This window comes from Paraburkholderia sp. BR10923, assembly GCF_040948765.1.
GTDB lineage: Bacteria > Pseudomonadota > Gammaproteobacteria > Burkholderiales > Burkholderiaceae > Paraburkholderia > Paraburkholderia youngii.
In genome coordinates this window covers 195932-220351 of record NZ_JBFPKO010000009.1, presented here as the reverse complement: position 1 = coordinate 220351, position 24420 = coordinate 195932, and the positions used below count along the sequence as shown (strand labels likewise).

Below are 24420 nucleotides of genomic sequence, written 5' to 3'. Positions count from 1 at the left end.
CATTGTTCCGGAGGCTCACGATGCGTGATAAGAGAAGCATGTCCGTGCATGTCAGCGTGCTCGCGGCCGCGTTGTGTGGGGCCGCGCTCGCGAGCGCCGCGGTCCGGGCGGATGGCCCCGCGCTGCCGAACAACGACGGCGCGGACGGCGTGCTCAGGGTATGCGCGGACCCGAACAACATGCCGTTGTCGAACGACAAGGGCGAGGGCTATGAGAACCGCATCGCGGCCCAGATGGCGAGCGACTTCGGCTACAAACTCGAATACACGTATTTTCCGCAGCGCATGGGCTTCGTGCGCCACACGTTGCGCGAGAAGGCGGAGGGCAGCGAACGCTATCGTTGCGACCTGATCATCGGCGTGCCGAAGGGCTATGACATGACATCGACGACGCAGCCGTATCTGCGCTCGACCTACGCGATGGTGCTGCCGAATCGCCCCGAATTCGCGAGCATCAAGACGCCCGACGACCTGCTGAAACTGCCGCCCGATCAGCTGCACAAGCTGCGTTTCGGGATCTTTTCGCAAACTCCGGCGGTGGACTGGCTGCTCGGCCACAATCTGATCGACCAGGCGGTGTCGTACCAGGTGCAAAGCGGCGATCCGGGCGTATACCCTGGCCAGATGATCGAACACGACCTGGCCGCGGGCAACGTCGACGTGGTGTTCCTGTGGGGGCCGATCGCCGGCTACTTCGCCAAGCGCGCCGGTGATTCGGTCAGGCTCGTGCCGTTCCCGCCGCAGCCCGGCATCCGCTTCGACTACACGATTTCGATGGGTGTGCGCTACGGCGAGAAAGACTGGAAGGACAAGGTGGATCAATGGATCGCCGCGAATCACGACAAGATCGACAGCATCCTCGCGACCTACCAGGTGCCGATGCTCAAACCGGTCGACGCGCCGGCGGGCAAGCCCGGCGACGCATCGCAATGACGCGCGCGCGCGGCGCCTGGCTGCGCGCGGCACGCGCCGCGCTGATGGGGACGCTGTGCGTGCTGTGCCTCGCGCCGGCCGCAAGCCGTGCGGCAAGCCCGGCGAGCGCCGCGTCGGCGCCGGGCGGCGACGATATCACGCCGGCGGAGCGGCTGATTTTTCTGACCGATCATCTGCACGGCGTCGCCGCGCAGACCGAGCTCGACTACGCGCTGATCGATTCGGAGCAGCCGTCGCGCAGCACCGATGTCGTCAAGGTGCTGGTGGTCAGCGAGAACAACGCGAAGGGCGACGCACAGGTGACCGACCATACCGGCAGCGTGAACCTGCCGATCGGCGGCCTGCAGTGCAATCCGGCGATCATTTATTTCCTCGAACGCGACATCGCGGAGATGCAGGGTCTCACCGGCGGGCAGCGCCGCTATTTCCAGCAGCGTCTGCGTCTCGCGCTCGCCGCGGGGCCGCAGATCGAGAGCGTGCCGGGCGAGCTCGGCGGCAAGCCGGTCAGCGCGCGGCGCATCGTCGTGCAGCCTTATCTGAACGATCCGAACGGGGCGCGCTTCGCGCAGTACACGGGCAAGCGCTACACGTTCGTGCTCGCCGACGGCGTGCCGGGCCAGGTCCTGCAGATTCGCACCGACGTGCCGGGCCCCAACAACGACTTTGCGCATCCGGCGCATTCGGAGTCGTTGAGCTTTCAATCCGCACTGAACAAGTTGCCATCGGGCAAGGAGCCGGCGAAGCCGTCGAATGCGCCGCGGGCGAGCCGTTGAGTCTTCGATGCAGAACGCGAGTTTCGCGACGCACCGGGTCAAGCTGAACTTCGTTCGGACGCTGACCCTGCGGCAGTTGCAGATCTTCGTCGTCGCGAGCCGCTATACGAGTTTCGCGCGCGCGGCCGAGGAGCTGCATCTGACGCAGCCGGCCGTGTCGATGCAGATTCATCAGCTCGAGGAGGCGGTCGGCCTGCGGCTGTTCGAGCGCGTCGCGCGCAAGCTGACGCTGACCGAAGCGGGCGAGGTGCTGACCCATCACGCGAGCCGCATTCTCGGCGAAATCAAGGACACCGAAGACGCGATGATGTCGCTGAAGCAGGCCGACAGCGGCTCGATCAACGTCGGCATCGTCAGTTCGGCGACCTACTTCGCGCCGAAACTGCTGGCGATGTACTCGCATCTGTACCCGAAGGTCGACGTGCATTTCTCGGTCGGCAATCGCGACGCGCTGCTGCGCATGTTGCAGGACAACGCGATCGATCTCGCGATCATGGGCCGCCCGCCGCCCGAACTCGATACGACGGCCGAGCCGCTCGCGAGCCATCCTCAGGTGGTGATCGCGCCGGTGCAACATCCGTTGTGCGGCGCGCGCCGCTTCGATCTGCAGGAGTTGAGCAACGACACCTTTCTGCTGCGCGAGCCGGGCTCAGGGACGCGCATGGCCGCCGAGGCGATGTTCCGTCAGCATCTGTTCACTCCCGCGAAAACCGTCACGCTCGGCAGCAACGAAACGATCAAGCAGGCGGTGATGGCGGGCATGGGCGTGAGCCTGATCTCGCTGCATACGCTGCAGCTGGAGTTGCGCACCGGCGAGATCGCGCTGCTCGACGTGAACGGCACGCCGATCGTACGAACGTGGCAGATCGTGCATCTGCGCACCAAGCAGCTTTCGCCGACCAGCGTGATGTTCCGGCAGTTCCTGCTCGAACATGCGGCGGTGCATCTGGAGCAGGAATATGCGCAGTTTGCGGGGGTGTTTGCGAAACGGCCGGTCGGGGCGCAGCGGTAGCGCGATGCGTGCGTTGCATGCGGCGCGGCGCGAGCGCGCTCGTCGGCTTGCTGATGAAAGGTGCGTGATAGGCGGCATCGATGGCACAGTCTGTATCCGTCTGTCGTGACAGGCTGCCAACTTTTCGCATTCGATTTAACTCTTGCGTCCCGCGCGTGCGATCGGCATAAACCGTGCTTGAACGGAAGGCTGGCGAGTCTTGAAGCGCGTCGACGTTCGGGCGTCGCGCAAATAAATGCCAGCCACCACGGAAGGGGATCGCAGCGATGGTTTCTGGCGAGCAGCTTCAGGACTGGCGTTCTCACGCCCAGCAGATCGAAAACGAAGTGGCGAGAGTCGTCGTCGGTCAGCAGCAAACGCTGAGGCTCATCAACGTCGCGCTGTTCGCACGCGGCCACGTGCTGCTCGAAGGCGGCGTCGGGGTCGGCAAGACGACCGTGTTGCGGGCGTTCGCGCGCGTGGTCGGCGGCGATTTCGAGCGCGTCGAAGGCACGATCGATCTGATGCCGGGCGACCTCGTCTATCACACCTATGTCGACGCCGACGGCAAGCCGCGCATCGAGCCCGGCCCGCTGCTGCGCCACGGCGAGCAGCTGACCACCTTCTTCTTCAACGAGATCAATCGCGCCCGCCCGCAGGTGCAATCGCTGCTGCTGCGCGCGATGGCCGAGCGTTCCGTGTGGGCGTTCGGCCGCGAGCATCGCTTTCCGCACATGACCGTGTACGCCGACCGCAACAAGGTCGAGAAGGAAGAGACCTTCGAGCTCGCGTCGGCGGCGCGCGACCGCTTCCTGTTCGAGCTGAACATGCCGACCCCGACCGACGAGGAGGCGCGGCGCAGCCTCGTGTTCGACACGAGGTTCCATGACGTCGACGGCCTGCTCGCGCAACTGACGCCGTCGATCGTGGCGTGGGAACAGTTGAACCGGATCGGCGCGGCGATCCAGCAGGGCGTGCAGGCGAGCGAGACGATCGAGCGCTACGTGCACGACATCTGGCAGGCGACGGAAGCGCCGGCGCGCTTCGGCATCACGCTCGACGGCGTCGACATGGAGCAGCTGATTCTCGCGGGCGCGAGTCCGCGCGGCATGAGCGCACTGGTGCGGGCCGCGCGCGTGGTCGCGTGGCTCGCGGGACGCACGCATCTGCTGCCGGAGGACATCCACGAGGTGCTGCTGCCGGCGCTGGGTCATCGCGTGTTTTTCACGCCGATCTACGAACTGCGTCGCCAGGAGCTGGCCGAGGCGCTGATCGCGCGGATCGTCGCGAACGTCGCCGTGCCTCGCTGAACGCCGACGCGCTTACACGATGAACGGCATCGCTGAATTCCACTATCGTCTGCCGATGCGCGCGGCCGGTGCGCGGCCCGGCTCGCATCCGGGCTCGAGTTTCGGCTCGGGCCAGCAGTTCGCGATGCACGGCCGGCTGTTCGACTATCCGGACCCGCGCCGCCTCGATCTGCGCGCGAGCTTGCGCGCGGCGCGCGACGAGTGGCTCGTGCGCGTGCATTTGCAGCGCGTCGCGGTTTCCGTGTTCGTGATCGTCGACGTGTCGGCGTCGATGCAATTCGGCACCCATAAAACGAAGCTGCAGGTCGTCGCTGATTTTGTCGAAGCGCTCGGCCATAGCGCGTTCCGGGTCGGCGACCGGCTCGGCATGCTGGCCTTCGATAGCGGCGAACGCGACGATCTGTTCATGCCGGCGCGCACGGGGCGGGGCACCGGCTCGCTGCTCGCGAGCATGCTGCGCGAAGGCGTCACTGATAGCGCTGACCGTCAGGCGAATGGTCACGCCGAACGTCACGCTGAACGCGGGGCCGCCGAAGGATTGCGGCGTTGCGCGATCCGTATCGCCGGTCGTCAGGCGCTGGTGTTCGTGGTGTCCGATTTCCACTGGCCGCTCGCGCGACTGTCGCCGGTGCTCGACATGCTGGTGCATGCGTGCGTGGTGCCGATGGTCGTATGGGACGCGGCCGAGACCACGCCGCCGCAGCACGCGTCGCTGCTGGCCGTCAACGATGCGGAGTCCGGCGAGGAGCGTCGCGTGTGGCTCTCGCGCGGCGTGCGCGAGCGCTGGCGCGAAGGCGTCGCGCGACGTCGCGACGAACTCGCCGCGGTGTTCGGCGCACGCGGCATCCAGCCGTTCTTCGTCGAAGGCGCGTTCGATCCGGAAGCGATGTCGCGCTACTTTCTGGAGCTGACGGTATGAGCGCGCGCGGGGTGCGCGGCGGCTGCGCGCGTCGGGCGGCGCTGCGCGTGCTGATCGCGTCGCTATGCGGCGGCGCCGCCTGCGCGATGGCCAGTGCCGCCGAGGTGGCCGCGCTCGTTCAGGAGCCGCGCGCGTTCGGCTATGTGCTCGGCGATGTGCTGACGCAGCGCGTGCTGCTGGAGGCCAACGGTCGCGACCTCGGTGCGGTCACGCCGCCTTCGGTCGGACGCACGGGCGTCTGGCTCGAACGCCGGCCCGTGACGCTCGAAACCGATGCCAACGGCCGCAAGTGGATGGTGATCGGCTATCAGGTCGTCAATGCGCCGCAGACGCTCACGCAGATCACGTTGCCCGCGTTGACGCTGACGTCGGCGGCGGGCACGCAGTTGCAGGTCGCCGAATGGCCGGCGAGCATCGGACCGCTGACGCCGCAAACCGCGTTCGCCGCCGGGGACTTGCAGCCGCTGCGGCCCGACCGGCAGGCGCCGATGCTGGGCACGGCCGGCTGGCGCCGGCAGATCGCGTGGGCGCTCGGCCTGTTGCTCGCGACGCTGCTCGTGTGGGCGAGCTGGTGGTGGGCGCGCAATCGGCGCGAGGCGGCGCGGCTGCCGTTCGCGCGGGCGTGGCGGCAGATGCAACGGCTGCCGGAGGCGCCCGCCGCTTCATCGAACGATGCGTGGGTCTGCCTGCATCGCGCGCTGAACGAAACCGCCGGCCAGGTCGTGCATGCGGCTTCGCTATCCGCGTTGCTGGCGCGTGCGCCGTATCTGCAACCGCTGCGCGCGCAGCTCGAACGTTTCTATCTGGCCTCGGCCGAGCGCTTTTTCGGGCCGGCGCCGCATGCCGTCGAGAATGCCGGCGAGCTTTCGCTGCACGCGCTGTGCCGTGCGTTGTATCGAGCGGAGAGGCGCCATCAGCGATGACCATGAGCCTGGATTTCGCCCTTCCGTGGATGCTGGTGCTGCTGCCGCTCGCCGCGCTGCCGCTGCTGCGGCGGCGCAGCGACACGCTGGTGTTTTCGAGCGTCGCATGGCTGCCCGCTGACGACCTCGGGCGCGTGGCGGGCTGGCTCGTCCGCGGCGGCGCGGCGCTGGCGATCGCGGCGATCGTCGTCGGGCTGGCGGGGCCGGGGCGCTCGCAGTTGCAGGTGCTGCGCACCGGCAGCGGCGCACAGATCCTGATTCTGATGGACCGCAGCCAGAGCATGGACGAGCCGATAGGCAGCAAGGGCGTCGAGGCGCCGCGCGGCGACTCCAAGAACCACGTGGCGCGCGCGGCGCTGACGCGCTTCGTCGAGCAGCGGCCGAACGACCGCCTCGCGTTCATGACGTTCGGCACCAACCCGGTGCTGGCGATGCCGTTCACCTACAACCATCGCGTGATCGAGGCCGCGGTCGCGGCCACGGCGATTGGCCGCGGCATGCCGGACACCGAGCTCGATCGCGGCATGCTGGCGGCGATCGCGCAGTTCGACGAGCGCTTGTCGTCGGGCCGCCGCGCGATCGTGCTCGTCTCCGATGGCGGCGCGTTGCTCGACGAAACGATGCGACGGCGCATCGAGGAGGGACTGCGACGCAACCGGATCGCGCTGTACTTCATCTACCTGCGCAGCAGCGTCTTCAGTCCCGATCTGAACGCGACGCAGCCCGCCAGCGGAAGCTCGGCCGAAGCGCAGCTGCATCGCTTCTTTCTGACGCTGAAGACGCCTTACAGGCTGTTTCAGGCCGAAGACCCGAAGGCGATGATGGCGGCGATCGCGGAGATCAACCGGCAGCAGAACGCGACGACGACGTTCGTCGAGCATCTGCCTCGCCAGGATCTGAGTCCGTACTGTTTCGCGCTCGCGCTGTTCTGTGCGGCGCTGCTGGTGCTGTTGCACCAGTTGCAGGTCAGGAGTTGGGCATGAAGCGCGCGCTGATCCACACGCTGTTCGGCACCGTGACGATCTGTTGCGCCGCGTGGGCCGGGTATGGTTTCGTTCGTCTGCAGCACGCGGAGCGGGTCAATCAGGCAATCGTCGCGACGAACGCCGCCGCGCGTGACCAGCAAGCCGGCGGCGACGCTCGCGAGGTTCAGCTGGCCCGTGCGATAGCGCTATCCAAAGCGGGCTCCTACGACGCGGCGGCGCGGCTCTATAACGGTCTGCTCGCCGAGGGCAGCCCACCTGATGAAGTCGGCCGCGCGGCGCTGTTCGATCTCGGCAATCTGTACTTGCGCGAAGGCAGCGGCGACAACGCGCAGACGGTCAGGTCTCTGGCGATGATCGGCGAGGCCAAGGCGCGCTACCGGCTCGCGCTGCGCGCGGCGCCCGACGATTGGGACGCGCGCTACAACCTCGAGCGCGCGCTGTGGCTCGCGCCGGAAACGCCGTCCGCGCTCGCCGGACCCGATGTAAAAGAGCAGCACAACGTCACAGTGCGCGACGCGCGCAGCCAGGACCTGCCATGAGCGGCGTTCGGCGCGAGCGTGGCTTCGCAAAATGGCGTCATGCGTTGACGCCGCTCGCGCTCGTCGCGTTGATCGCGGCGGTCGCGATGCCGGACGTCACGTTGCCGCGCAACACGTTTGACTACATCGTCACGTTCGATATCACGCAAAGCATGGACGTCGAGGATGTGGTGCTCGGCGGCGCCCCGGTCAGCCGGCTCAAGTTCGCGCAGGCCGCGATGCGCGACGCGCTCGAGCGTTTGCCGTGCGGCTCGAAGGTCGGCTGGAGCGTGTTCACCGGGCAGCGGGTGTTGCTGCTGATGGCGCCGGTCGAAGTCTGCGGCAACTACGACGCGCTGCTGGTGTCGCTCGACGGCATCGACGGGCGCATGCGCTGGACCAACTGGAGCCGCATTGCCGAAGGCGGTGTGTATTCGGCCGTGCGCGTCGCGAAGGATGTCGGCGGCGGCGCGGCCATCGCGTTCGTCACCGATGGGCAGGAGGCGCCGCCGCTGTTGGCGTCACGCCCGCTGATGGAAGGCATCAATGCGGCGAGGATCAGGGGCTGGCTGATCGGCGTCGGCGGCGACCAGCCCGCGGCCATTCCGAAGACCGATGCCAATGGCAACCGGATCGGCGTCTGGCAGGCCGACGACGTGATCCAGGTGCCGCCTACGCCCGGCTCCGGTGTAGCGGCGCAAACGCACGAGGAATTGTCCGAATTGCGCGGTGAGTACCTCGCTTCGGTGGCTCGGCAGACGGGCCTCGACTACCGGCGTCTGCTGAACGTGACGTCGTTCGGCGATGCGCTGCTCGAAGCGCGCTTCGCCCGCCGCGAACCCGTGCCGACCGATCTGCGCTGGTGTCCCGCGCTGCTCGCGTTGCTGCTGCTCGTCGCGCGCTTCATGCCCGACGCCGTTCTCGCATGGCCGCGCGCCTGGCGAAAGCGCTTTCAAACGATCGCTTTGCGCATCGCGCCGGCATTCAATGGCCGGCCCACACGCGCCGACTGACTACCGCGAGCGCGACCGTTGACGTTGCAACGGTTGAAGATGCATGTACCCGATCTCACCGCGCAGTTGCCTGGGAAACCTCGCAAGAGTTGCCGGGGATCGTTCGATTCGCGACGCTTGGGCCAGAAGCTTTTGCCGGTCTTCGCCACACTTGCGAGATACCTCACACATTGACCTACCGGTACGCAAATCACTGACTACAATGTCTGAATGCAAGCGACGCTGCGAGGCGCGCGGTTCGAGTGACGCGCCGTGTCATGTGACGTTTCAATTCCTTCATGGAGGCATGCCGATGACGTGCCAAAACGAGAGGATTGTCGGAGTGGTACTCGTCTTGATGAGCGGCTACGCGTTTGCGGGAGGCCCCTTCGGCGATGTGCCGCAAGCGATGATGGTCGCCAACATCGTCGCGTCGCCCGTCGAAGTCGTGCCGCCCATTCCCGAGCCTCGGCGCTACTTCGAGCAGCAGCGCTATGCGATGGAGTATCAGGGGGATCGGGGCCAGCCGTTCTACGCGCAAATGGAGAATTACTATAGCGTGGACCTTGCGCGCGATACCCAGCTCGGCACCAAGAAGGCCTTGGTGTCGTCCGGACCGCAGTTCGCACCGGTGTCCGAACCGGGCGCAAATGCCGCCGCGCAGAGTGCTTCGAATGCTCTACGTATGGGTCCATCTACCGCACCGCAAATATCCATCGTTCAGATGAACAGTTCAGTGTTGTCGATTGGCCAGTCACCGCAGCGGCGCTTGTCCTTGACGGTCGACAACTGGGTGTTCTCCGGCACCGCGCGCGTCGCGATTCTGCATTCTCACGATACGGGCGCGACGCTGATCGTCAAACGCCGCTACTGAGTGATGTCGAGCGGCTGCGCCGCCCGTGCATGTCACGTCGACGAAAAGCGCTCGCGATACACCTGCGGCGCCACGCGCAGCTGACGCACGAAGCTGCAGCGCATCGTTTCCTCGCTACCGAATCCGCATCGCGCCGCGATCCGTTTGATCGACCAGGATGTTTCGCTCAGCAAGCGTTGTGCCGCTTCGATGCGTAGCTGCTCGACCGCGCGCGCGGGCGTGCGGCCGGTTTGCGCCTTGTAGTGGCGCATGAAGCTGCGCTCGCTCATATGCAGCCGTTGCGCGAGCGCGGGCACCGACAGGTCGGATGCGAGGTGCGACGTCATCCATGCATGCAATTCGCCGAAACGGTCGTCGGCATGTTGCAGCGACAGCGCAGCGCTGAATTGCGACTGACCACCCGGGCGCTTCAGAAACACGACGAGTTCGCGCGCGACGTCGAGCGCCAACGCGCGCCCGTGATCGTCTTCGAGCATCGCTAGCGCGAGGTCGATGCCGGCGGTGACGCCCGCCGATGTCCAGATATCGCCGTCGCGAATGAAGATCGGATCCGCTTCGACTTGCAGTTGCGGATAGGCCTGCGCGAGTTCGTCGCAACGCGCCCAATGCGTGGCGACGCGCCGGCCGTCGAGCAAGCCCGCCTCGGCGAGCAGGAACGCGCCCGAGCAGACCGACGCGACGCGTCTGCAATGCGGCGCGTGGCGTTGCGTCCAGCGGATCAGGCGTTGATCGGCCGATGCCTCGCGAATGCCCCAGCCGCCGGGAACGATCAGTGTATCGAGCGGCGTCTTCAGCGAGCGCAGTGAGGCGGCAAGCACCGCGAGTCCCGACGACGATGTGACGGGCCCGGCTTCGGCCGCCACGACGCGGGGTGCGTAGAGCTTGCCGAGCCCGCGCTGCGCGACGAGTTCATTGGCCGACGCAAATACCTGCAGCGGACCGCTGATGTCGAGCAGTTGCATGTTGGGGAAGGCGAGCAGCACGATGGAGCGGGGAGCGCTGGACATGTGAGCAAATCGGTGGCAGAAATCAAGGGGACAATGGAAGTCTTGCCAAACACTACGCGCATAGAATCGATCCGTCCAGCTGGAAGTCCTGCGTCTGATCGCAATTGACAACGACCCACGGGGCCGGAGTCGCAAGGTCTAGTAACCGCTGCGATCAGGAACTGTTCGCGGTGCTTGCGCTCGACGCAAGGGGCTACGCCAGCGCCAACTGTCACGGGAAGACGCGTCAGCGATTCTCGCTGACGTCACGGAAGGCGTGAACGCGAAACTGGCGGCTATGGATGCTTCATGGACCCAACACTAACCAGTTTCGATCCCTGACGATAAAGGCGGCTCAATGCCGCCTTTTTTTGTCCCGCGCCAGCAGGAATATGCAAAAGAAATTGAGATAACCGACGCCACCGTAAATAGTTGTTCAAAACGGGCTTATCCCAAATTAAAGCGATTGACCGTGATCCGTTTCGATGATTAATTCGCGAGGTATCGCCTGAAAACTCGTGAGGAGTGTAATGGAGCAACTGAGACAGCAAAGCAGCGGAAAGGATTAGACAGTCGAGGAAGAATGCGACCTTTGCCGTATCACCTATTCGATCTACTCAAACTTCCCGCCGATGCCGCACGCACAGGCCCTGAACGCCGAAACCGGCGAGTTCTTTCCGTTTGACAGGGTTCGCAAGATGAAATCCGGCTACGCCATGGCCGAAGCGCTGGGTTACGCATGGGCGCGCAATTGTCGCGGGCGTGCCCCCAAACGGTTCAATGAGCAGTTCGAGCTAAGAGACTCCACTGGCAAGCGACAGGCGGGGGTGCGTTACAGGATTCGCGTCGGTTCGAGGGTCATCGCGAAAGGTGCCACCGATTCCCAAGGGCAGACCCAGCGTGTTTCGACAGATAACGCAAACCAGATTTCCATCGAGTTGCCGGGCAATAGCAATGGATTCAGGCAAGTCTTCTATCTCTGGTGAACACATGACAAATGAATTTCTGACCAAGAATAGCCAATACTTCAAGACCGACGAGAATGAAGAATGGACGGAGGTCGGCACAGCCATTACCAATATCACTCCTGGGTCAATATCCAATGTCGTAATCAATACAACGCCTATCTGTCCAAATATGAGCAATAAAGAATTTAGAAGATTGATAATGCGTTTACGAGATGCAGCGTTAACTCTCATAAAGGAGCGCATTGCAGATGTTGCAAGTTGGGATATGTCAGCACAGGATCGTGCAAAATTCTGGTTTGGCCGCAGCGATCAATATATCCGCGATAAATTGAATATCGGTCTGCCAAGGCTTGCAGCTGTGATGAGAGAACTGCAACCTGAGAAAATAATTCGTTGGGACGAACAGAAGGTTGTACGGCTTTCCTGTGCGATAGTTCCCGATAGGGGCACGAACGATGCTGCTGTATGCAAGCCAGATTCGAAAAGGCGATATATTGCAATTTATCCCCATTTTTGCACGCTGCCACCCGTTGCAGTCTCAACAAATTGCCAATTGAAGGTAATCATCCACGAGTGCACGCACTATGTCGATACATTCAATTCAGACGATGTGATGTATGGTTTTGGTCCGGGCGTCGGTTACCGGGCTCAGAACGATCCCGAGGGGGCTTGCAGGAACGCAGATAGCATCGCATGTTACATCGCGCACTTCGATACGCAAATCGAGTTCAATCAAAAGAAGATTTGGTGATTCCATGAAGAAATTCGCTTTCGCCGTCCTTTCGGCTTTTTGGTTCGCCGCTTCTCAGCAGGCGGCTGCATGTACTATTTCGGAAGATTTGACAGAAAGTGTTCCACTTAACTATCAAGGAATTCCTAATTCCTATCGTCTTAAAATGGTGGACTTGGTATCAAATGCGCGCCGGTGGCCCGATGTTGAAATTCAAGCTCAAATCGTCACAAACGCTTACGTCGGCGAAAAGAACGCAGAAGAATTAGCAAAGTCGAGGGGTCAACAGCTAAAAGAATTCCTAATTCAAATTGGAGTGAAGTCGCAATATATATATGTCGACACCCATCTGGAAGGGGCGCCCTATCCGCAAGACAACAGCGGATTCAATGGATACCTACAGCTAAGCGTTGGTCTCATGCCGCTTTGCAAGGGCGGCTGCGAACGACTATGCGACGATCCCCGCATAACGCCGACGAGCAAGGCCGTCGAATAGAAATTCGCCCGCTTCGGCGGGGTTTTAACTTCGGCGCGTCGGCGCAGCAGATCGTGCGCAGTTGTTTTTTGTCAAGGCGGGCAGCACGATGAAGCGCTGGACATAGCCAAGCGTTGAGGCTTGAGGTGGTCCATTGAATAGGAGGTGAATATGTTTGATCGACTCGTGGCGGATGGGGACCGCACTTCCACGGCGGCGTTACGTCGCTCGCTCGCGGAGTTACGACTAGAGGATCGTCGTTGACGGCGAACGTATGGCATATTGCAAGCAGGGTTGCCAGGGCTTCTTCAAGTTATGCAGAATTTAAAGCCAGAAAATATCGTTCGCTGGGACAAGCAAAAATATCGTAACATCACTTGTACCATCTTTCCAGATAACGGCGCAACCGATGCTTCGGTCTGTAAGCCCGACTCAGCAAGACGCATCATTGCGATATACCCACATTTTTGCACTTCGCCACGTTCGCAACTGTGGCACGGTTGCCAAGTCTTGACGCTGATTCACGAATGCACCCATTTCCCTGATGTGTTCGATTCAACCGATGATATGTACGGTGTCACCATTGGACTAAGAACATTTCGTGCTACAAAAGAATTTTCACTTCCTGAGAGTCTGCTATCTGCTGGCGTTTTACATTGTTTCCACCGCAGGTAGCGCAAATGCCTGCACCATTTCAGAGGATATGACAAGTAGCTTGCCTCTCAATTCGACGGAAATTTCAAATATAGATCGTATTAAGATTGTGAACTTGGTGCTTGTTGCGAGGCAATGGCCGAACGTCGAAATTAGAGGAATTGTCTACGCGGGCGGGTATGTGAAGGAGAGCAGCCCGAAGGATATAGCAGAAAAGCGAGCAGCGGTCCTTAAAAGCTATCTGGTTCAACTTGGCATAAAGGAGGGGAAATATCTGGGTTGATACGAGACTCATCAAGGAACCCGATATTGATGACAAAGGCAACGCGACGCTCGATCAGATATCAGTAACGCTTGTCCCCGTATGTGAAGGCGGGTGCGAACGACTATGTGACGATCCGCGCGTGACACCGACTACAAAGATTATCAAGTAGAGAACTAACTACCCCCGCTTCGGCGGGGCGTCATTTGGGCAGTGCGTCGTGTCGCCTGAACAATCATGAGGAGTCCAATGGAGAAAATGAATCAGCAAAGCAGTGGGACGGATTGGACAATCGAGGAAGAATGCGACCTTTGCCGTATCACCTATTCGATCTACTCAAACTTCCCGCCGATGCCTCACGCACAGGCCCTGAACGCCGAAACCGGCGAGTTCTTTCCGTTTGACAGAGTTCGTAAGATGAAATCCGGCTACGCCATGGCCGAAGCCCTGGGTTACGCATGGGCGTGCGAATGCCGCGGACGCTCACAAACCCCGCCGCAAAACCTGGATAATGCGCAAGCGTTCGAGTACACACCGCATGCGAAAAATGGTGACGTGGTAGAACTGGCGGGCAGCCAGGGAACGCCACGCAACAATCAGGCGCAAAATAGACAGACCGATGATGTCGCCAGAATCTTGCGCTTAACTCCCGGTCAATCCCGGCAGCTCCACGATGAAATTTCAGGCCAAGGCCTCGGCTTCCATGAAATCATGGAGCGGGCAAAAGACATGTTCAACCTGTGGTAACGCACGCCGTATAGGAAGGGATGATTCGATGATTGATACTCGAAGCGAAATTGAGCGGCGTCTGTCAGTGCTACGAGGCTTGGAACTGAGCGGAATGAACCATGCCGCTGACATGCTGACGCTGAGCTTTGGTCCGTTGCGGCAAGTTACTAACTTTAAAGGGACGGTGAAATATGTGGGTGCGTGGGCGCTCCACATCCAATGTGTGTGGCGACTTGAGAAAGTGGGCTGCGTCGTGGCAACAGAGGATGATCTTCGCGGGCCGGATGAGAAGGCGCACGCGAGCACCCATCGTCTCCAGGGGGTCTTGCTTGCGAATGGCCTTGCAGCAGTTGAGGCAGTGACAGCGGACGAGGCCGGCGGGGTGAAGCTCTCCCTGTCGCGCGGTTTTTGCCTTACGGTCATACCGGACGGGAGAGTGGACGAGGAAGACTGGCGTTTCTTCGCGCCCGGCGTGGATGCAGCGCACTTGGTGATCAAAGGTGGCACAGTCGCTCCGGAATCATTTGACTGACACGAAATGCTTTCCATGCTCGACAACCTTGTCGCGACCTTTGTCCGCGACTGCCACCGGTCAACGGATCAGGACTGCCGTTAACTCCATGTGGCGACCGTCGTTCTGCGAAAAGGCGTAGGCGCTGCGGCAAGGGCATCCGTAGCCTTATCGCTTCGGTCGAAAATGGGAAAGGCTTCCGTTAAGCGGCGCTCTGGACGGATCGAGGCTTACTGGGGCCAGCTAGTCAAGCGTGGATATATATATGCGTTGCTTTTCGGCAGGCGAGCAGCACAATAGAACGCGGAGCGCTGAACATGTGACAAGGCGTGGCAGAAATCAAGGGAACAATGGCAGCCTTGCCAAAGGCTACGCACATAGAATCGATCCGTCCAGCTGGAAGAAATGACAGATGGCGCGTTTCGATTTCTCCTTCGATAAGGTATCCCCATGACCCTCCAAATCGGTTTTCTGGTGTTTCCGAAACTACAGCAACTCGATCTGACCGGCCCGCATGACGTGCTCGCATCGGTGCCGGGCGCCACGATGCATCTGGTCTGGAAGACGCGGGAGCCGGTGGTGTCGAGCAACGGTCTCGTGCTGACGCCGAGCGCCACGTACGAAAGCTGCCCGCCGCTCGACGTGATCTGTGTGCCAGGCGGAAGCGGCGTGACCGCGCTGTTGCAAGACGAGCAGACGATCGACTTCGTTCGCCAGCAGGCCGCGAGCGCGCGCTATGTGACGTCGGTCTGCACCGGCGCGTTGCTGCTGGGTGCGGCCGGTCTGCTGCGCGGGCGGCGCGCGACGACTCACTGGGCGTTTCACTCGCTGCTGGAACCGCTCGGCGCGATTCCGACGCATGCGCGTGTGGTCCGCGACGGCAATCTGATTACCGGCGGCGGCGTCACGGCGGGCATCGATTTCGGGCTGACCGTGGCTGCCGAACTGGCGGGCGTCGAAGAGGCGCAGGCGATCCAGCTCGAACTCGAATACGCGCCAGCGCCGCCGTTCGACGCGGGCGATCCGGCGCTGGCGCCGCAAGCGGTGGTGGAACTGGTCCGGCAGAGGTCGGCGGAAGGTTTGGCGGCGCGGCGTCGCGTCGTGATGGAGATCGCAGAGAGAAGCTAGGTCTTGCTTGCGGGTGCGGGCATTCCATTAAACTGTGAGGCTCCACCCGTTTTCCGCCAGTCGGATCGATGCGATGAAGTACCGCGAATTCTCCCGGGGGCACTCCCCATGCGTGTAGGCAAGCCCGTCAAGGCACTGCCGCAGCCGTCATGCGACTACTGCGGCAACCGCGCTTTGCTCGCGCGTTACGGCGACGAGTCCTACCCGTATCGCAGCGATCAAGGCCCGCTGTGGATCTGCACCGCCTGTCAGGCGTGGATCGGCGTGTATTCGCGCAGCAAGCACAACCTGCCGCTCGGCCGCCTAGCCGGCGCGACGTTGCGCGAGTCGAAGAGCAAGCTGCACGACGCGCTCGAACCGCTCGTCGCCGCGAAGGTGCGCCGCGACGGCGTCAACGCATTCGAAGCCCGCGCGAAAGCGATCCGGTGGGTCGCGACCGAGCTTGGCTTCGATCCGGTTCCTGCGAGCATTCACGCGTTCACGCCCGAGCAGTGCGAACAGGCGCTGCATTATGTCGAGGCGTTTGTCGAAGCCCGGCGTACCAGATAGCGCGATTTTCCGCAGCCGGCTACATCTCCAGCAAAACCTCGCGCAGCGCATTCAACGACGCATCGCGCGGATTCCTCGGCCGCTGTAACGCAATCGGCAGTTCGCGCGCGATGCGGCTCGGGCTGCCAACGCCCGCCGGGGACAACAGCAGCACGCGATCGGACAGACTCAGTGCTTCGTCGAGATCGTGCGTGACGAGCAGCACCGTTGTGCCGCGCGCGTGTTTCAACGCGAGCAGCAACTGCTGCAGTCGCGCGCGCGTGATCGCATCGACGGCGCTGAATGGTTCATCGAGCAGCAGCAGTTCCGGCTCGTCGAACAGACCTCGCGCGAGCGCGACGCGCTGCGCCATGCCACCGGATAGTTGCTTCGGCAGCGCGTCGCGCACGCCAGCGAGACCCACCTCGGCGAGCAGCGCATCGACGCGCGGATCGTCTCCCGCGTGCGGCCCCGCGGCAAACGCGATGTTGTCGGCCACGCTGAGCCACGGCAGCAGGCGCGGTTCCTGAAAGATCATGCCGACGCGCGGCGACGGCGCGAGCAAGGGCACGCCGTCGATCAGCACGGCACCCGTGGCTGCGCGATCGAGTCCCGCCACCGCGCGCAGCAGTGTGCTTTTACCGCAGCCGCTAGGACCGACCAGACTGACGATCTCGCCGCGCGACAGCGCGAACGATACCTTCTCGAACACACTGCGCTCACCAAAGCGCCGCGTCAGTCCACGTACTTCGAGTAACGAAGGAGGTGCCCGATTCATCGCGCGGCCTCCGACACCCGGTGCGCATCGCGCCACGACAGCGCGCGTACCTCGATCGCTTTCAGCATGCCGTCGCTCAGTTTGCCGAGCAGCGCGAGCAACAGGATCGCGCCGAACACCAGATCCGGGCGGCCGGTTTCGCGGCCATCGCTGAGCAGATAGCCGAGCCCGCGCGTCGCCGCGATCAGTTCGGCGGCCACCATGAACATCCACGCGAGACTCAGTCCGGTGCGCAGTCCGGTGAAAATCTGCGGCATCGACGCGGGCAGCAGTATGCGCGTGAACAGCGCGCGCCGGCTCAGCCGGTTCAACTCGCCGAATTCGATCAGCTTGCGGTCGACGCCGCGAATGCCCGCCACCACGCTCAACTGCACCGGGAAAAACGCGCCGATCGCGATCAGCGTGATCTTCGGCGCTTCGTCGATGCCCATCCATAGCAGCAGGATCGGCACCCACGCAAGTGACGGAATCGCGCGCAAGGCCTGAAACGCGGGGTCGAGCAACGCATCGACGCGCCGGCTGAGGCCCATCGCCGCGCCGATCAGCAGCGCGAGCACGGCGCCGATCGCAAAGCCGCCGTACACGCGGATCACGCTCGCGCCGATATGGCGCGCGAGCCGCGCCGCGCCGAGATCCCATAGCGTCTGCGCAATCGCGCTGGGCGCGGGGACTAGATGCATCGGCAGGATCGACGCGCGCACCAGCAGCTCGATGACAGCCAGGAACACGACCGGCAGCGCGAGACCGGCGTAGCGCCACAGTCGTAGCGGGTCGATCGCGCGCGGCGGTTGCGCGAGTTCGCTACACGACGGACAGGACGAATCCCTCCGTGCGAGCGTGAAAAAGTTCTTCGCGGTGCTCATCGGTGGGCTCGGGTCTGGTGCGTGTGCTTCATTTGGAGCCGTTGCTCGCCGTCGCGATCACCGGCTGCGCGACTTTAGCGTCGACCAGTGCATCGATGATCGCGTTCAGATCGGTGCCGCCCTTCACGAGTTGCTCGTCGACCAGGATCGGCGCAGCGGCTTTGAGCGCGGCAATCTGCCGGGCGCCAGGCTGAGGCTGGCTGAAGTCGTTGCGGCTCAATTGCAGTTTCGCGACCGGCAGCGAAACCTTGGATTCCTCCGCGACGATCCTGGCGGTGTCGTCAGGGTGAGCGGCGATCCAGACGCGGGCTTTTTCATAGACCTTCAGCACGCGCGCGAGCGCGTCCTGATGGTCGCGGATGAAGTCTTCGCGCGCATTCAGGAAGCCCCAGGTGTTGAAGTCGACGTTGCGATACAGCAGCCGCGCGCCATCGTCGATCTGCGCGGCCGCCATGTGCGGATCGAGCCCGGCCCACGCGTCCACCTGGCCATTGGCGAGCGCGGTGCGGCCATCGGGATGCTGCAGGTTGACGATCTCGACGTCGTCGCGCGACAGCCCCGCCGTATGCAGTGCGCGCAACGTGAACAGGAACGGATCGGTGCCCTTGGTGGCCGCGATCTTCTTGCCCTTCAGATCGGCGACGGTTTTGATCGGCGAGTCCTTGCGCACGACGAGGGCGGTCCACTCGGGCCGCGAATAGATGTACACCGCGCGAATCGGATTGCCGTTCGCCTTGCCGAGCACGGCGGCGAGGCCCGCCGTCGAGCCGATGTCGATCGCGCCGCTGTTCAGGTATTCGAGCGCGCGGTTGCTGCCGAGGCTCAGCACCCACTTCACTTGCGTGTGGTCGGCGGCGAACTCCTGTTCGAGCCAGCCGTTGCGCTTGATCACGAGGCTTTCCGGCGAATAGTACGCATAGTCGAGTTTCAGCTCGTCGAGAGGCGCGGCGTGGGCGGTGTGGGCTGCGCCGAAGACGCCGAGTGCGAGCGCGGCTGCGGCGGTCTTCAGCCAACCGCGTCGGCTGCGGTTGCGCTCGCCGACGGTGGCGATTGCGTTGCGCGCTGTCGCGAAGAATGAAAATCCCCGGGCCGGTGTCATCGATTGTCCTTATGGTCGCGTGTGGTGATCGCCCAATGTAACCAGGACGGTGGCGCGAGCGAACCAACAAATGCTCAGAATCAAAGCAGTTTTGGCGCTATGGCGGATAGTCGCGACGCAAAAGCAATGCTGCGTTCCAGTGATTAGCTATGCATGATTCGTTGGAACCGCGCCGGTCGAAAATGCCTATAGTCGGAACCTTCTTCGTATCCAGACCAACCCGAAGGCTTCCGATGAATCACACTCTCCGTCAGCTGCGGCGTGCGCTGCGCGCCGCTGCCTTCGTCGCGGCGTCGGCCGGCATTGCCGCGTTTTCGCCGTTCGCTTCATCCGCGCGCGCGCAAAGCCGGGAAGTCGTGATCGGCTATCAGGACATGGTCGTGCCGTGGCGTTACGCGCAAGCCACCGGCGCCGTCGAAAAAGCGACCGGCTACAAGGTCACGTATCGCAAGCTCGGCAGCGGCGCGGATGTGGTTCGCGCACTGGCGTCAGGTTCGATCCAGCTGGGTGAGGCGGGATCGAGCCCGATCGCGGCGGGCCTGTCGCAAGGCGTCGACCTGTCGCTGTTCTGGATTCTCGACAACATCAACGACGCGGAAGCGCTGGTCGCCCGCGACGGTTCGGGCGTGACGAAGATCGCTGACCTGAAGGGCAAGACGATCGGCGTGCCGTATGTGTCGACGTCGCATTTTCATGCGCTGGTCGCGTTGCAGCAGGCGGGTGTCGATCCGTCGTCGGTGAAGATCCTGAACCTGCGTCCGCCAGAGGTCGCCGCCGCCTGGCAGCGCGGCAATATCGATGCGACCTACATCTGGGACCCCGTGCTCGCGAAGGTCAAGCAGAACGGCAAGGTGCTGATCACGTCGGGCGAAGTCGCGAAGGGAAGCGGCAAGGCAACCTTCGACGGCTTTGTCGCGTCGCGGCAGTTCGAGCGCGACAACGCGGCCTTCATGGCGGGTCTCGTCAAGGTGCTCGCCGATACGGACGCGCTGTACCGCGATCACAAGGCCGACTGGACCGCGGCTTCGCAGCAGGTGCAGGCGGTTGCGCAGGAGTCGGGCGCGGCACCGGCCGACGTGCCCGCGAGCCTCGCGCTGTACGCGTTCCCGAGCGCCGCGGAGCAGGCGTCGCCGACCTGGCTCGGCGGCGGCAAGCAGTCCGGTGCGGCGCAATCGCTCGCGGCCACGGCGGCGTTCCTGAAGACGCAGGGCACGATCCAGAACGTGTTGCCCGACTACTCCGCGGCCGTGAATCCGCGCTTCGCGCAGCAGGCCGCGCGATGAGCATGCTCGACATCCGCGGACTGCGCGTGACCTACGCCGGTGCAAGCGAGCCCGCGCTCGCGGGTGTCGATCTGCGCATCGAGCGCGGCGAGTTCGTGGTCGCGCTCGGGGCGTCGGGTTGCGGTAAGACCACGTTGCTGAACTGCATCGCCGGCTTCGTCGATCCGAGCGAAGGCGAGGTGCGGCTCAACGGCACGCCCATCGACGGACCCGGTGCCGAGCGCGGCGTCGTGTTCCAGAAGCATGCGCTGATGCCGTGGCTCGACGTGCTCGACAACGTCGCGCTCGGCTTGCGGTTTCGCGGCATCGCGCGTGCGCAGCGACACGAGATCGCGCGGCATACCCTGGCGCTCGTCGGGCTCGAACGGCATGCGAACGCGAAGATCCATGCACTGTCGGGCGGCATGCAGCAGCGCGTGGGTATTGCGCGCGCGTTGACGAGCGATCCGCAGATATTGCTGATGGACGAGCCGATGGGTGCGCTCGATGCGTTGACGCGCGAGACGGTGCAGGAACTCGTGCTCGACGTGTGGACGCGCACGCACAAGACCGTGTTCTTCATCACGCACAGCGTCGAGGAAGCGCTGTTTCTCGCGACGCGTCTGGTACTGATGACACCGGGGCCCGGGCGCATCGCCGAAGTCCACGCACTGCCATTCGCGCGCGAATATCTGGCGACTCGCGATGCACGCGCGGTCAAGTCGTCGCCGGCTTTCATCGAGTGGCGCGAGCGCCTGACGCGGCGGCTGCACGATACATTGCGTGAGGCCGCCTGATGAGCGTGATCGATTCGTCGCAACAACACGCGCCGACACGTCCGGACACAGCGCGCAACTCGACCCGGCTACGCAGCGCGGCGCACGGCCGCAGACCTTATCGCGGCATGCCGGGTGAAGGCCCGACCGCGTGGCTCAGTGTGATCTGCGTCGCGTTGTTTGCGCTGCTGTGGTGGACCGCGACTCATCTGCACTGGATACCACCGCTGTTCCTACCCGCACCGGACGCGGTCTGGCATGCGTTCGTCGATGCATGGCACGGCCGCATTCAGGGCGGCTTGCCGTTGTCCGAGCATCTGCTGTGGAGCGCGATCCGCGTGTTCGGCGCGTTCGCGCTCGCGAGCATCACCGCGATACCGGTCGGCATTCTGATGGGCGTGAGCCGTGTCGCGCGTGGACTGCTCGATCCGCCGCTGGAGTTCTACCGGCCGCTGCCGCCGCTCGCGTATCTGCCGCTCGTGGTGATCTGGTTCGGCATCGACGAGACTGCGAAGATCGTCGTGATCTGGCTCGCGTGTTTCGCGCCGATCGCGATGGCCGCGCGTGCCGGCGTGCGCAGCGCGAGCGTCGAGCAGATCAACGCGGCGTGGTCGCTGGGCGCGAATTTCCGCCAGGTGGTTTTGCACGTGGTGTTGCCTGCGGCGTTGCCCGAAATCCTGACTGGCCTGCGCATCGCGATCGGCTTCGGCTGGACCACGCTGGTCGCGGCCGAAATGGTCGCCGCCACTGCCGGGCTCGGTCAGATGGTGCTCAACGCGTCGAGCTTCCTGCGCACCGACGTGGTCGTGATGGGGATCGTGCTGATCGGCCTGATCGCGTGGCTGTTCGATCTCGGCATGCGCGCGCTCGAACGCAGGCTGGTGCCGTGGAAAGGCAAGCAGTAGGCACCTGCCGCATATCTGAATCGCCGCTTAGCTCGTGACGTTTAGTTGGTTCGCCATTGCGATGCGCGTTGTTACAGTCTGTGCGTCGTTGTCGTGAGGCAGTCGTGAATCACGTCGTGCATAAAACATCCAATACAAAGGCCTAACCATGAAAATCAAATTCGTTGGCGCAGCAGTGATGGGGTTGCTGCTCGCGATTTCCGGCGCAGCGCACGCCGATCGTCTCGACGACATCAAGAAGGCGGGCGTGCTGCGCGTCGCCACCTTCGACAGCAACGCTCCTTTCGGTTTCGTCGATCCGAAGACCAATCAGATCGTCGGGCTCGACGTCGACTATGCGCGTGCGGTCGCGAACAAGCTCGGCGTGAAGCTCGAAATCCAGCCGACCAATCCGGCGAACCGCATCGCTTTCCTGAAGTCGGGCAAGGTCGACCTCGTGTTCGCGAACTTCACGATTACCGACGAGCGCAAGAAGGAAGTCGATTTCAGCACGCCGTACTTCGCCTCGGGTACGCAGTTCATCGCGAGGAAGGGCGTACTGACGTCGCCGCAGCAGGTGAACGGCCTGCGCGTGGGTGCCGACAAGGGCACGACCAACGAACAGCAGGTGCGCGCGCAATTCCCCAACGCGACGATCGTCGCCTACGACGACACGCCGTTCGCGTTCGCCGCGCTGCGCGCCGGCAACGTGCAGGCGATCACGCAGGACGGCCCGAAGCTCGTCGCGCTGCTCGCGAACGTGCCCGATAAGGCGAACTACGAGATCCCGCCGTTCACGATCTCGAACGACTATGAAGGTGTCGGCGTGCCGAAGGGCGAGGCGCGTCTGTTGAACGTCGTCGACGATACGCTGAAGGGCCTCGAAGCGGACGGCAGCGCCGCGAAGATCTACGACCACTGGTTCGGACCGCAGAGCCGCGCGCCGTTGCCGCGTCTGTTCAGGATCGGCGATCCGCAGAAGAGCTGATCCGACGGAAGTTTTGGAGCCGGCCTGCCGTGTGAAAACGGCGGGCCGCTTTTCATGGCGCAACGAAAGCGCTCGAGCAGAAGAGCAGAATGAACGGCTGGCTGGAACCGAAGTACCTCGGGTGGATCGCGCATGGCTTTCTGATGACGCTGGTGTTGTCGGCCTGCGCGGGCGCGGCGGCGACGTTCGCCGGTTTCGGGCTCGCGCTCGCGCGTAATGCGCGCAACGGCATGCTCGCGCGCGCGGCCGCGCTATACATACTGGCGTTTCGCAACTCGCCGTTGCTCGTGCAATTGCTGTTCTGGTATTTCGGGGCTGCGACGCTGTTGCCGCAGCCGTGGATGGAATGGCTCAATGCGTCGCACACGGTCTCGCTATTTGGCTGGACGATTGCGTGGCCGTCGTTCGAATTCGTCGCGGGCTGGGTCGGGCTTACGTGCTATACGACCGCGTTTGTCGGCGAGGAATTTCGCGCGGGTATGCGCGGCGTCAAGGACGCGCAGCATCAGGCCGCCGCGGCGCTGGGCCTTACGCCGCTCGCGGCGTTCCGTTACGTGATCCTGCCGCAGGCGATCCGGATCTCGACGCCGCCTCTTGCTGGGCAGTACATGAACCTCGTGAAGAACTCGTCGCTTGCGATGACGATCGGGCTCGCGGAACTGTCGTATGTATCGCGGCAGGTCGATACGGAAACCTTCAAGACGTTTCAGGCATTCGGCGCGGCGACGGTGCTCTATATCGCGATCATCGCGGTTATCGAAGCGGTGTTGCTGATGTGGAAACGTGGCGCCCTGCGGCTCTGGCAAGGAGGGCATTGATGAGCGCGCTCGAATGGCTGCCGTCGCTGCGTTATCTGCTGCTCGGCACGTTCCCCGATGGGCCGCTCGGCGGCGCGGCGCTGACGATCGTGATGTCGATCGTCTCGGCGTTGCTGTCGGCTTTGGTCGGTCTCGCCGGCGGCATTGCATTGTCGATGACGCGCGGCGCCGCGCATCTGGCGCTCACTGCGCTGGTCGGCTTCTTTCGCGCGATCCCGGTGCTGATGCTGATCTTCTGGACCTTCTTCCTGATGCCAATGCTGCTGCACATCGACGTGCCCGGCCTCGCCACCGTGGTTTGCGCGCTCGCGCTGATCGGCGGCGCATATCTGTCGCATTCGGTGCAGGCAGGCATCGCCGCGGTCGGCGCGGGGCAGGCGCAAGCGGCCGCGTCGCTCGGCATGACGCGCTGGCAGACGCTGCGATACGTGCAACTGCCGCAGGCGATACGGATCATGATGCCGTCGTTCGTCAATCAGTGGGTCACGCTGATCAAGGACACATCGCTCGCTTATATCGTCGGCGTGCCCGAGTTTACGTTTCTCGCCAATCAGGTCAATAATCGGCTGATGGTGTATCCGGTGCAGATCTTTCTGTTCGTCGGCATCGTTTATCTGCTGCTGTGTTCGACGCTGCAGTACGGTGCGACGTGGCTGCTGAAGCGCCGCTTTCGTTCGGGCCATGCGGCGGCGAACGGCGAAACGAAGTTCAAATGGCAGTTTCCATTCGGCGTCTAGCTGCAACGGCTAGAAGGCCGTTACTT

Annotated in this window: 27 protein-coding genes and 1 pseudogene; 24 read left to right on the top strand and 4 right to left on the bottom strand. The window is 63.3% G+C overall.

The annotated features are described in order from the left end of the window. Positions 1 to 20: 20 nt before the first annotated feature. The 10 genes from AB3X94_RS19325 to AB3X94_RS19280 all read left to right on the top strand — a co-directional run bounded on the left by AB3X94_RS19325 (position 21) and on the right by AB3X94_RS19280 (position 9218). Positions 21 to 932 carry a substrate-binding domain-containing protein gene (locus AB3X94_RS19325; protein WP_176107520.1) on the top strand — a complete coding sequence of 304 codons (912 nt, stop codon included), beginning with the start codon at positions 21 to 23 and terminating at the stop codon, positions 930 to 932. Further along, a complete protein-coding gene (locus tag AB3X94_RS19320; protein ID WP_368612384.1) occupies positions 929 to 1705 on the top strand; it encodes a hypothetical protein in 777 nt (258 codons plus the stop codon). Before AB3X94_RS19325 ends, AB3X94_RS19320 begins: the two co-directional genes overlap by 4 nt. Before the next feature lie 7 nt (positions 1706 to 1712). Then, the gene (locus tag AB3X94_RS19315) at positions 1713 to 2717 is read left to right on the top strand and encodes a LysR family transcriptional regulator (protein ID WP_368612383.1); all 1005 of its coding nucleotides are present in this window, start codon (positions 1713 to 1715) and stop codon (positions 2715 to 2717) included. 266 nt (positions 2718 to 2983) lie between these two features. Then, positions 2984 to 4006, top strand: coding sequence for an AAA family ATPase (locus AB3X94_RS19310; RefSeq protein WP_368612382.1), 1023 nt, complete (start codon positions 2984 to 2986; stop codon positions 4004 to 4006). 19 nt (positions 4007 to 4025) lie between these two features. Then, a complete protein-coding gene (locus AB3X94_RS19305; RefSeq protein ID WP_368612381.1) occupies positions 4026 to 4925 on the top strand; it encodes a DUF58 domain-containing protein in 900 nt (299 codons plus the stop codon). Continuing rightward, the gene (locus AB3X94_RS19300) at positions 4922 to 5848 is read left to right on the top strand and encodes a calcium incorporation protein MxaA (RefSeq protein ID WP_368612380.1); all 927 of its coding nucleotides are present in this window, start codon (positions 4922 to 4924) and stop codon (positions 5846 to 5848) included. Before AB3X94_RS19305 ends, AB3X94_RS19300 begins: the two co-directional genes overlap by 4 nt. Then, positions 5845 to 6831 carry a vWA domain-containing protein gene (locus AB3X94_RS19295; RefSeq protein ID WP_368612379.1) on the top strand — a complete coding sequence of 329 codons (987 nt, stop codon included), beginning with the start codon at positions 5845 to 5847 and terminating at the stop codon, positions 6829 to 6831. The genes AB3X94_RS19300 and AB3X94_RS19295 overlap by 4 nt, the downstream gene beginning before the upstream one ends. Then, the gene (locus tag AB3X94_RS19290; RefSeq protein WP_368612378.1) at positions 6828 to 7373 is read left to right on the top strand and encodes a tetratricopeptide repeat protein; all 546 of its coding nucleotides are present in this window, start codon (positions 6828 to 6830) and stop codon (positions 7371 to 7373) included. The genes AB3X94_RS19295 and AB3X94_RS19290 overlap by 4 nt, the downstream gene beginning before the upstream one ends. Beyond that, positions 7370 to 8365 carry an MxaL protein gene (locus tag AB3X94_RS19285; protein ID WP_368612377.1) on the top strand — a complete coding sequence of 332 codons (996 nt, stop codon included), beginning with the start codon at positions 7370 to 7372 and terminating at the stop codon, positions 8363 to 8365. Before AB3X94_RS19290 ends, AB3X94_RS19285 begins: the two co-directional genes overlap by 4 nt. Before the next feature lie 322 nt (positions 8366 to 8687). Next, on the top strand, positions 8688 to 9218 hold the full coding sequence (locus AB3X94_RS19280; RefSeq protein WP_312883571.1) for a hypothetical protein: 531 nt from the start codon (positions 8688 to 8690) through the stop codon (positions 9216 to 9218). Between the two features lie 32 nt (positions 9219 to 9250). Here AB3X94_RS19280 and AB3X94_RS19275 read toward each other — a convergent pair whose 3' ends face one another. Beyond that, positions 9251 to 10225: a GlxA family transcriptional regulator gene (locus AB3X94_RS19275; RefSeq protein WP_176107530.1), complete on the bottom strand. Its 975-nt coding sequence runs from the start codon at positions 10223 to 10225 to the stop codon at positions 9251 to 9253. Positions 10226 to 10734: 509 nt separating this feature from the next. Between AB3X94_RS19275 and AB3X94_RS19270 the strand changes: the two are divergent. From AB3X94_RS19270 to AB3X94_RS19235, 8 genes and pseudogenes are all read left to right on the top strand, one after another. Beyond that, positions 10735 to 11190: pseudogene (locus tag AB3X94_RS19270) on the top strand (hypothetical protein). Continuing rightward, positions 11159 to 11923, top strand: coding sequence for a M35 family metallo-endopeptidase (locus AB3X94_RS19265; protein WP_368612376.1), 765 nt, complete (start codon positions 11159 to 11161; stop codon positions 11921 to 11923). Before AB3X94_RS19270 ends, AB3X94_RS19265 begins: the two are co-directional and overlap by 32 nt. 4 nt (positions 11924 to 11927) lie before the next feature. Next, entirely contained in the window at positions 11928 to 12398 is a 471-nt protein-coding gene (locus tag AB3X94_RS19260; RefSeq protein WP_368612375.1) for a hypothetical protein, read from the top strand. Positions 12399 to 12978: 580 nt separating this feature from the next. Continuing rightward, a complete protein-coding gene (locus tag AB3X94_RS19255) occupies positions 12979 to 13314 on the top strand; it encodes a hypothetical protein (RefSeq protein WP_368612374.1) in 336 nt (111 codons plus the stop codon). Positions 13315 to 13542: 228 nt separating this feature from the next. Then, complete coding sequence (locus AB3X94_RS19250) at positions 13543 to 14040, top strand: hypothetical protein (RefSeq protein WP_246392003.1); 498 nt, start codon at positions 13543 to 13545, stop codon at positions 14038 to 14040. A 28-nt stretch (positions 14041 to 14068) separates the two neighbouring features. Further along, on the top strand, positions 14069 to 14554 hold the full coding sequence (locus AB3X94_RS19245) for a hypothetical protein (RefSeq protein ID WP_176107532.1): 486 nt from the start codon (positions 14069 to 14071) through the stop codon (positions 14552 to 14554). Between the two features lie 429 nt (positions 14555 to 14983). After that, positions 14984 to 15661, top strand: coding sequence for a DJ-1/PfpI family protein (locus tag AB3X94_RS19240; RefSeq protein WP_368612373.1), 678 nt, complete (start codon positions 14984 to 14986; stop codon positions 15659 to 15661). Positions 15662 to 15769: 108 nt separating this feature from the next. After that, positions 15770 to 16210, top strand: a complete 441-nt coding sequence (locus AB3X94_RS19235) for a zinc-finger-containing protein (RefSeq protein ID WP_368612372.1) — start codon at positions 15770 to 15772, stop codon at positions 16208 to 16210. Positions 16211 to 16229: 19 nt separating this feature from the next. On the opposite strand, the gene AB3X94_RS19230 is transcribed toward AB3X94_RS19235, so the two are convergent. Genes AB3X94_RS19230 through AB3X94_RS19220 form a run of 3 tightly spaced genes read right to left on the bottom strand, consistent with a single transcriptional unit; the run spans position 16230 to position 18929 of the window. Further along, positions 16230 to 16967 (bottom strand): ABC transporter ATP-binding protein, encoded by a 738-nt coding sequence (locus tag AB3X94_RS19230; protein ID WP_176107535.1) that lies wholly within the window; start codon positions 16965 to 16967, stop codon positions 16230 to 16232. Next, positions 16964 to 17830, bottom strand: a complete 867-nt coding sequence (locus AB3X94_RS19225; RefSeq protein ID WP_368612371.1) for an ABC transporter permease — start codon at positions 17828 to 17830, stop codon at positions 16964 to 16966. Before AB3X94_RS19225 ends, AB3X94_RS19230 begins: the two co-directional genes overlap by 4 nt. Positions 17831 to 17858: 28 nt before the next feature. Continuing rightward, a complete protein-coding gene (locus AB3X94_RS19220; protein ID WP_368612370.1) occupies positions 17859 to 18929 on the bottom strand; it encodes an aliphatic sulfonate ABC transporter substrate-binding protein in 1071 nt (356 codons plus the stop codon). Between the two features lie 233 nt (positions 18930 to 19162). Here AB3X94_RS19220 and tauA point away from each other — a divergent pair, with 233 nt between their 5' ends. The 6 genes from tauA (at position 19163) to AB3X94_RS19190 (ending at position 24394) form a co-directional block, all read left to right on the top strand. After that, on the top strand, positions 19163 to 20212 hold the full coding sequence (gene tauA / locus AB3X94_RS19215) for a taurine ABC transporter substrate-binding protein (protein ID WP_368612369.1): 1050 nt from the start codon (positions 19163 to 19165) through the stop codon (positions 20210 to 20212). Continuing rightward, positions 20209 to 20988, top strand: coding sequence for a taurine ABC transporter ATP-binding protein (locus AB3X94_RS19210; RefSeq protein ID WP_368612368.1), 780 nt, complete (start codon positions 20209 to 20211; stop codon positions 20986 to 20988). The genes tauA and AB3X94_RS19210 overlap by 4 nt, the downstream gene beginning before the upstream one ends. Further along, positions 20988 to 21872: an ABC transporter permease subunit gene (locus tag AB3X94_RS19205; protein WP_184226864.1), complete on the top strand. Its 885-nt coding sequence runs from the start codon at positions 20988 to 20990 to the stop codon at positions 21870 to 21872. The genes AB3X94_RS19210 and AB3X94_RS19205 overlap by 1 nt, the downstream gene beginning before the upstream one ends. Before the next feature lie 148 nt (positions 21873 to 22020). After that, the gene (locus AB3X94_RS19200) at positions 22021 to 22839 is read left to right on the top strand and encodes an ABC transporter substrate-binding protein (RefSeq protein ID WP_368612367.1); all 819 of its coding nucleotides are present in this window, start codon (positions 22021 to 22023) and stop codon (positions 22837 to 22839) included. An 89-nt stretch (positions 22840 to 22928) separates the two neighbouring features. Then, the gene (locus tag AB3X94_RS19195; RefSeq protein ID WP_176107542.1) at positions 22929 to 23657 is read left to right on the top strand and encodes an amino acid ABC transporter permease; all 729 of its coding nucleotides are present in this window, start codon (positions 22929 to 22931) and stop codon (positions 23655 to 23657) included. Further along, positions 23657 to 24394, top strand: coding sequence for an amino acid ABC transporter permease (locus tag AB3X94_RS19190; protein ID WP_176107543.1), 738 nt, complete (start codon positions 23657 to 23659; stop codon positions 24392 to 24394). The genes AB3X94_RS19195 and AB3X94_RS19190 overlap by 1 nt, the downstream gene beginning before the upstream one ends. The last annotated feature ends 26 nt before the right edge of the window (positions 24395 to 24420 follow it).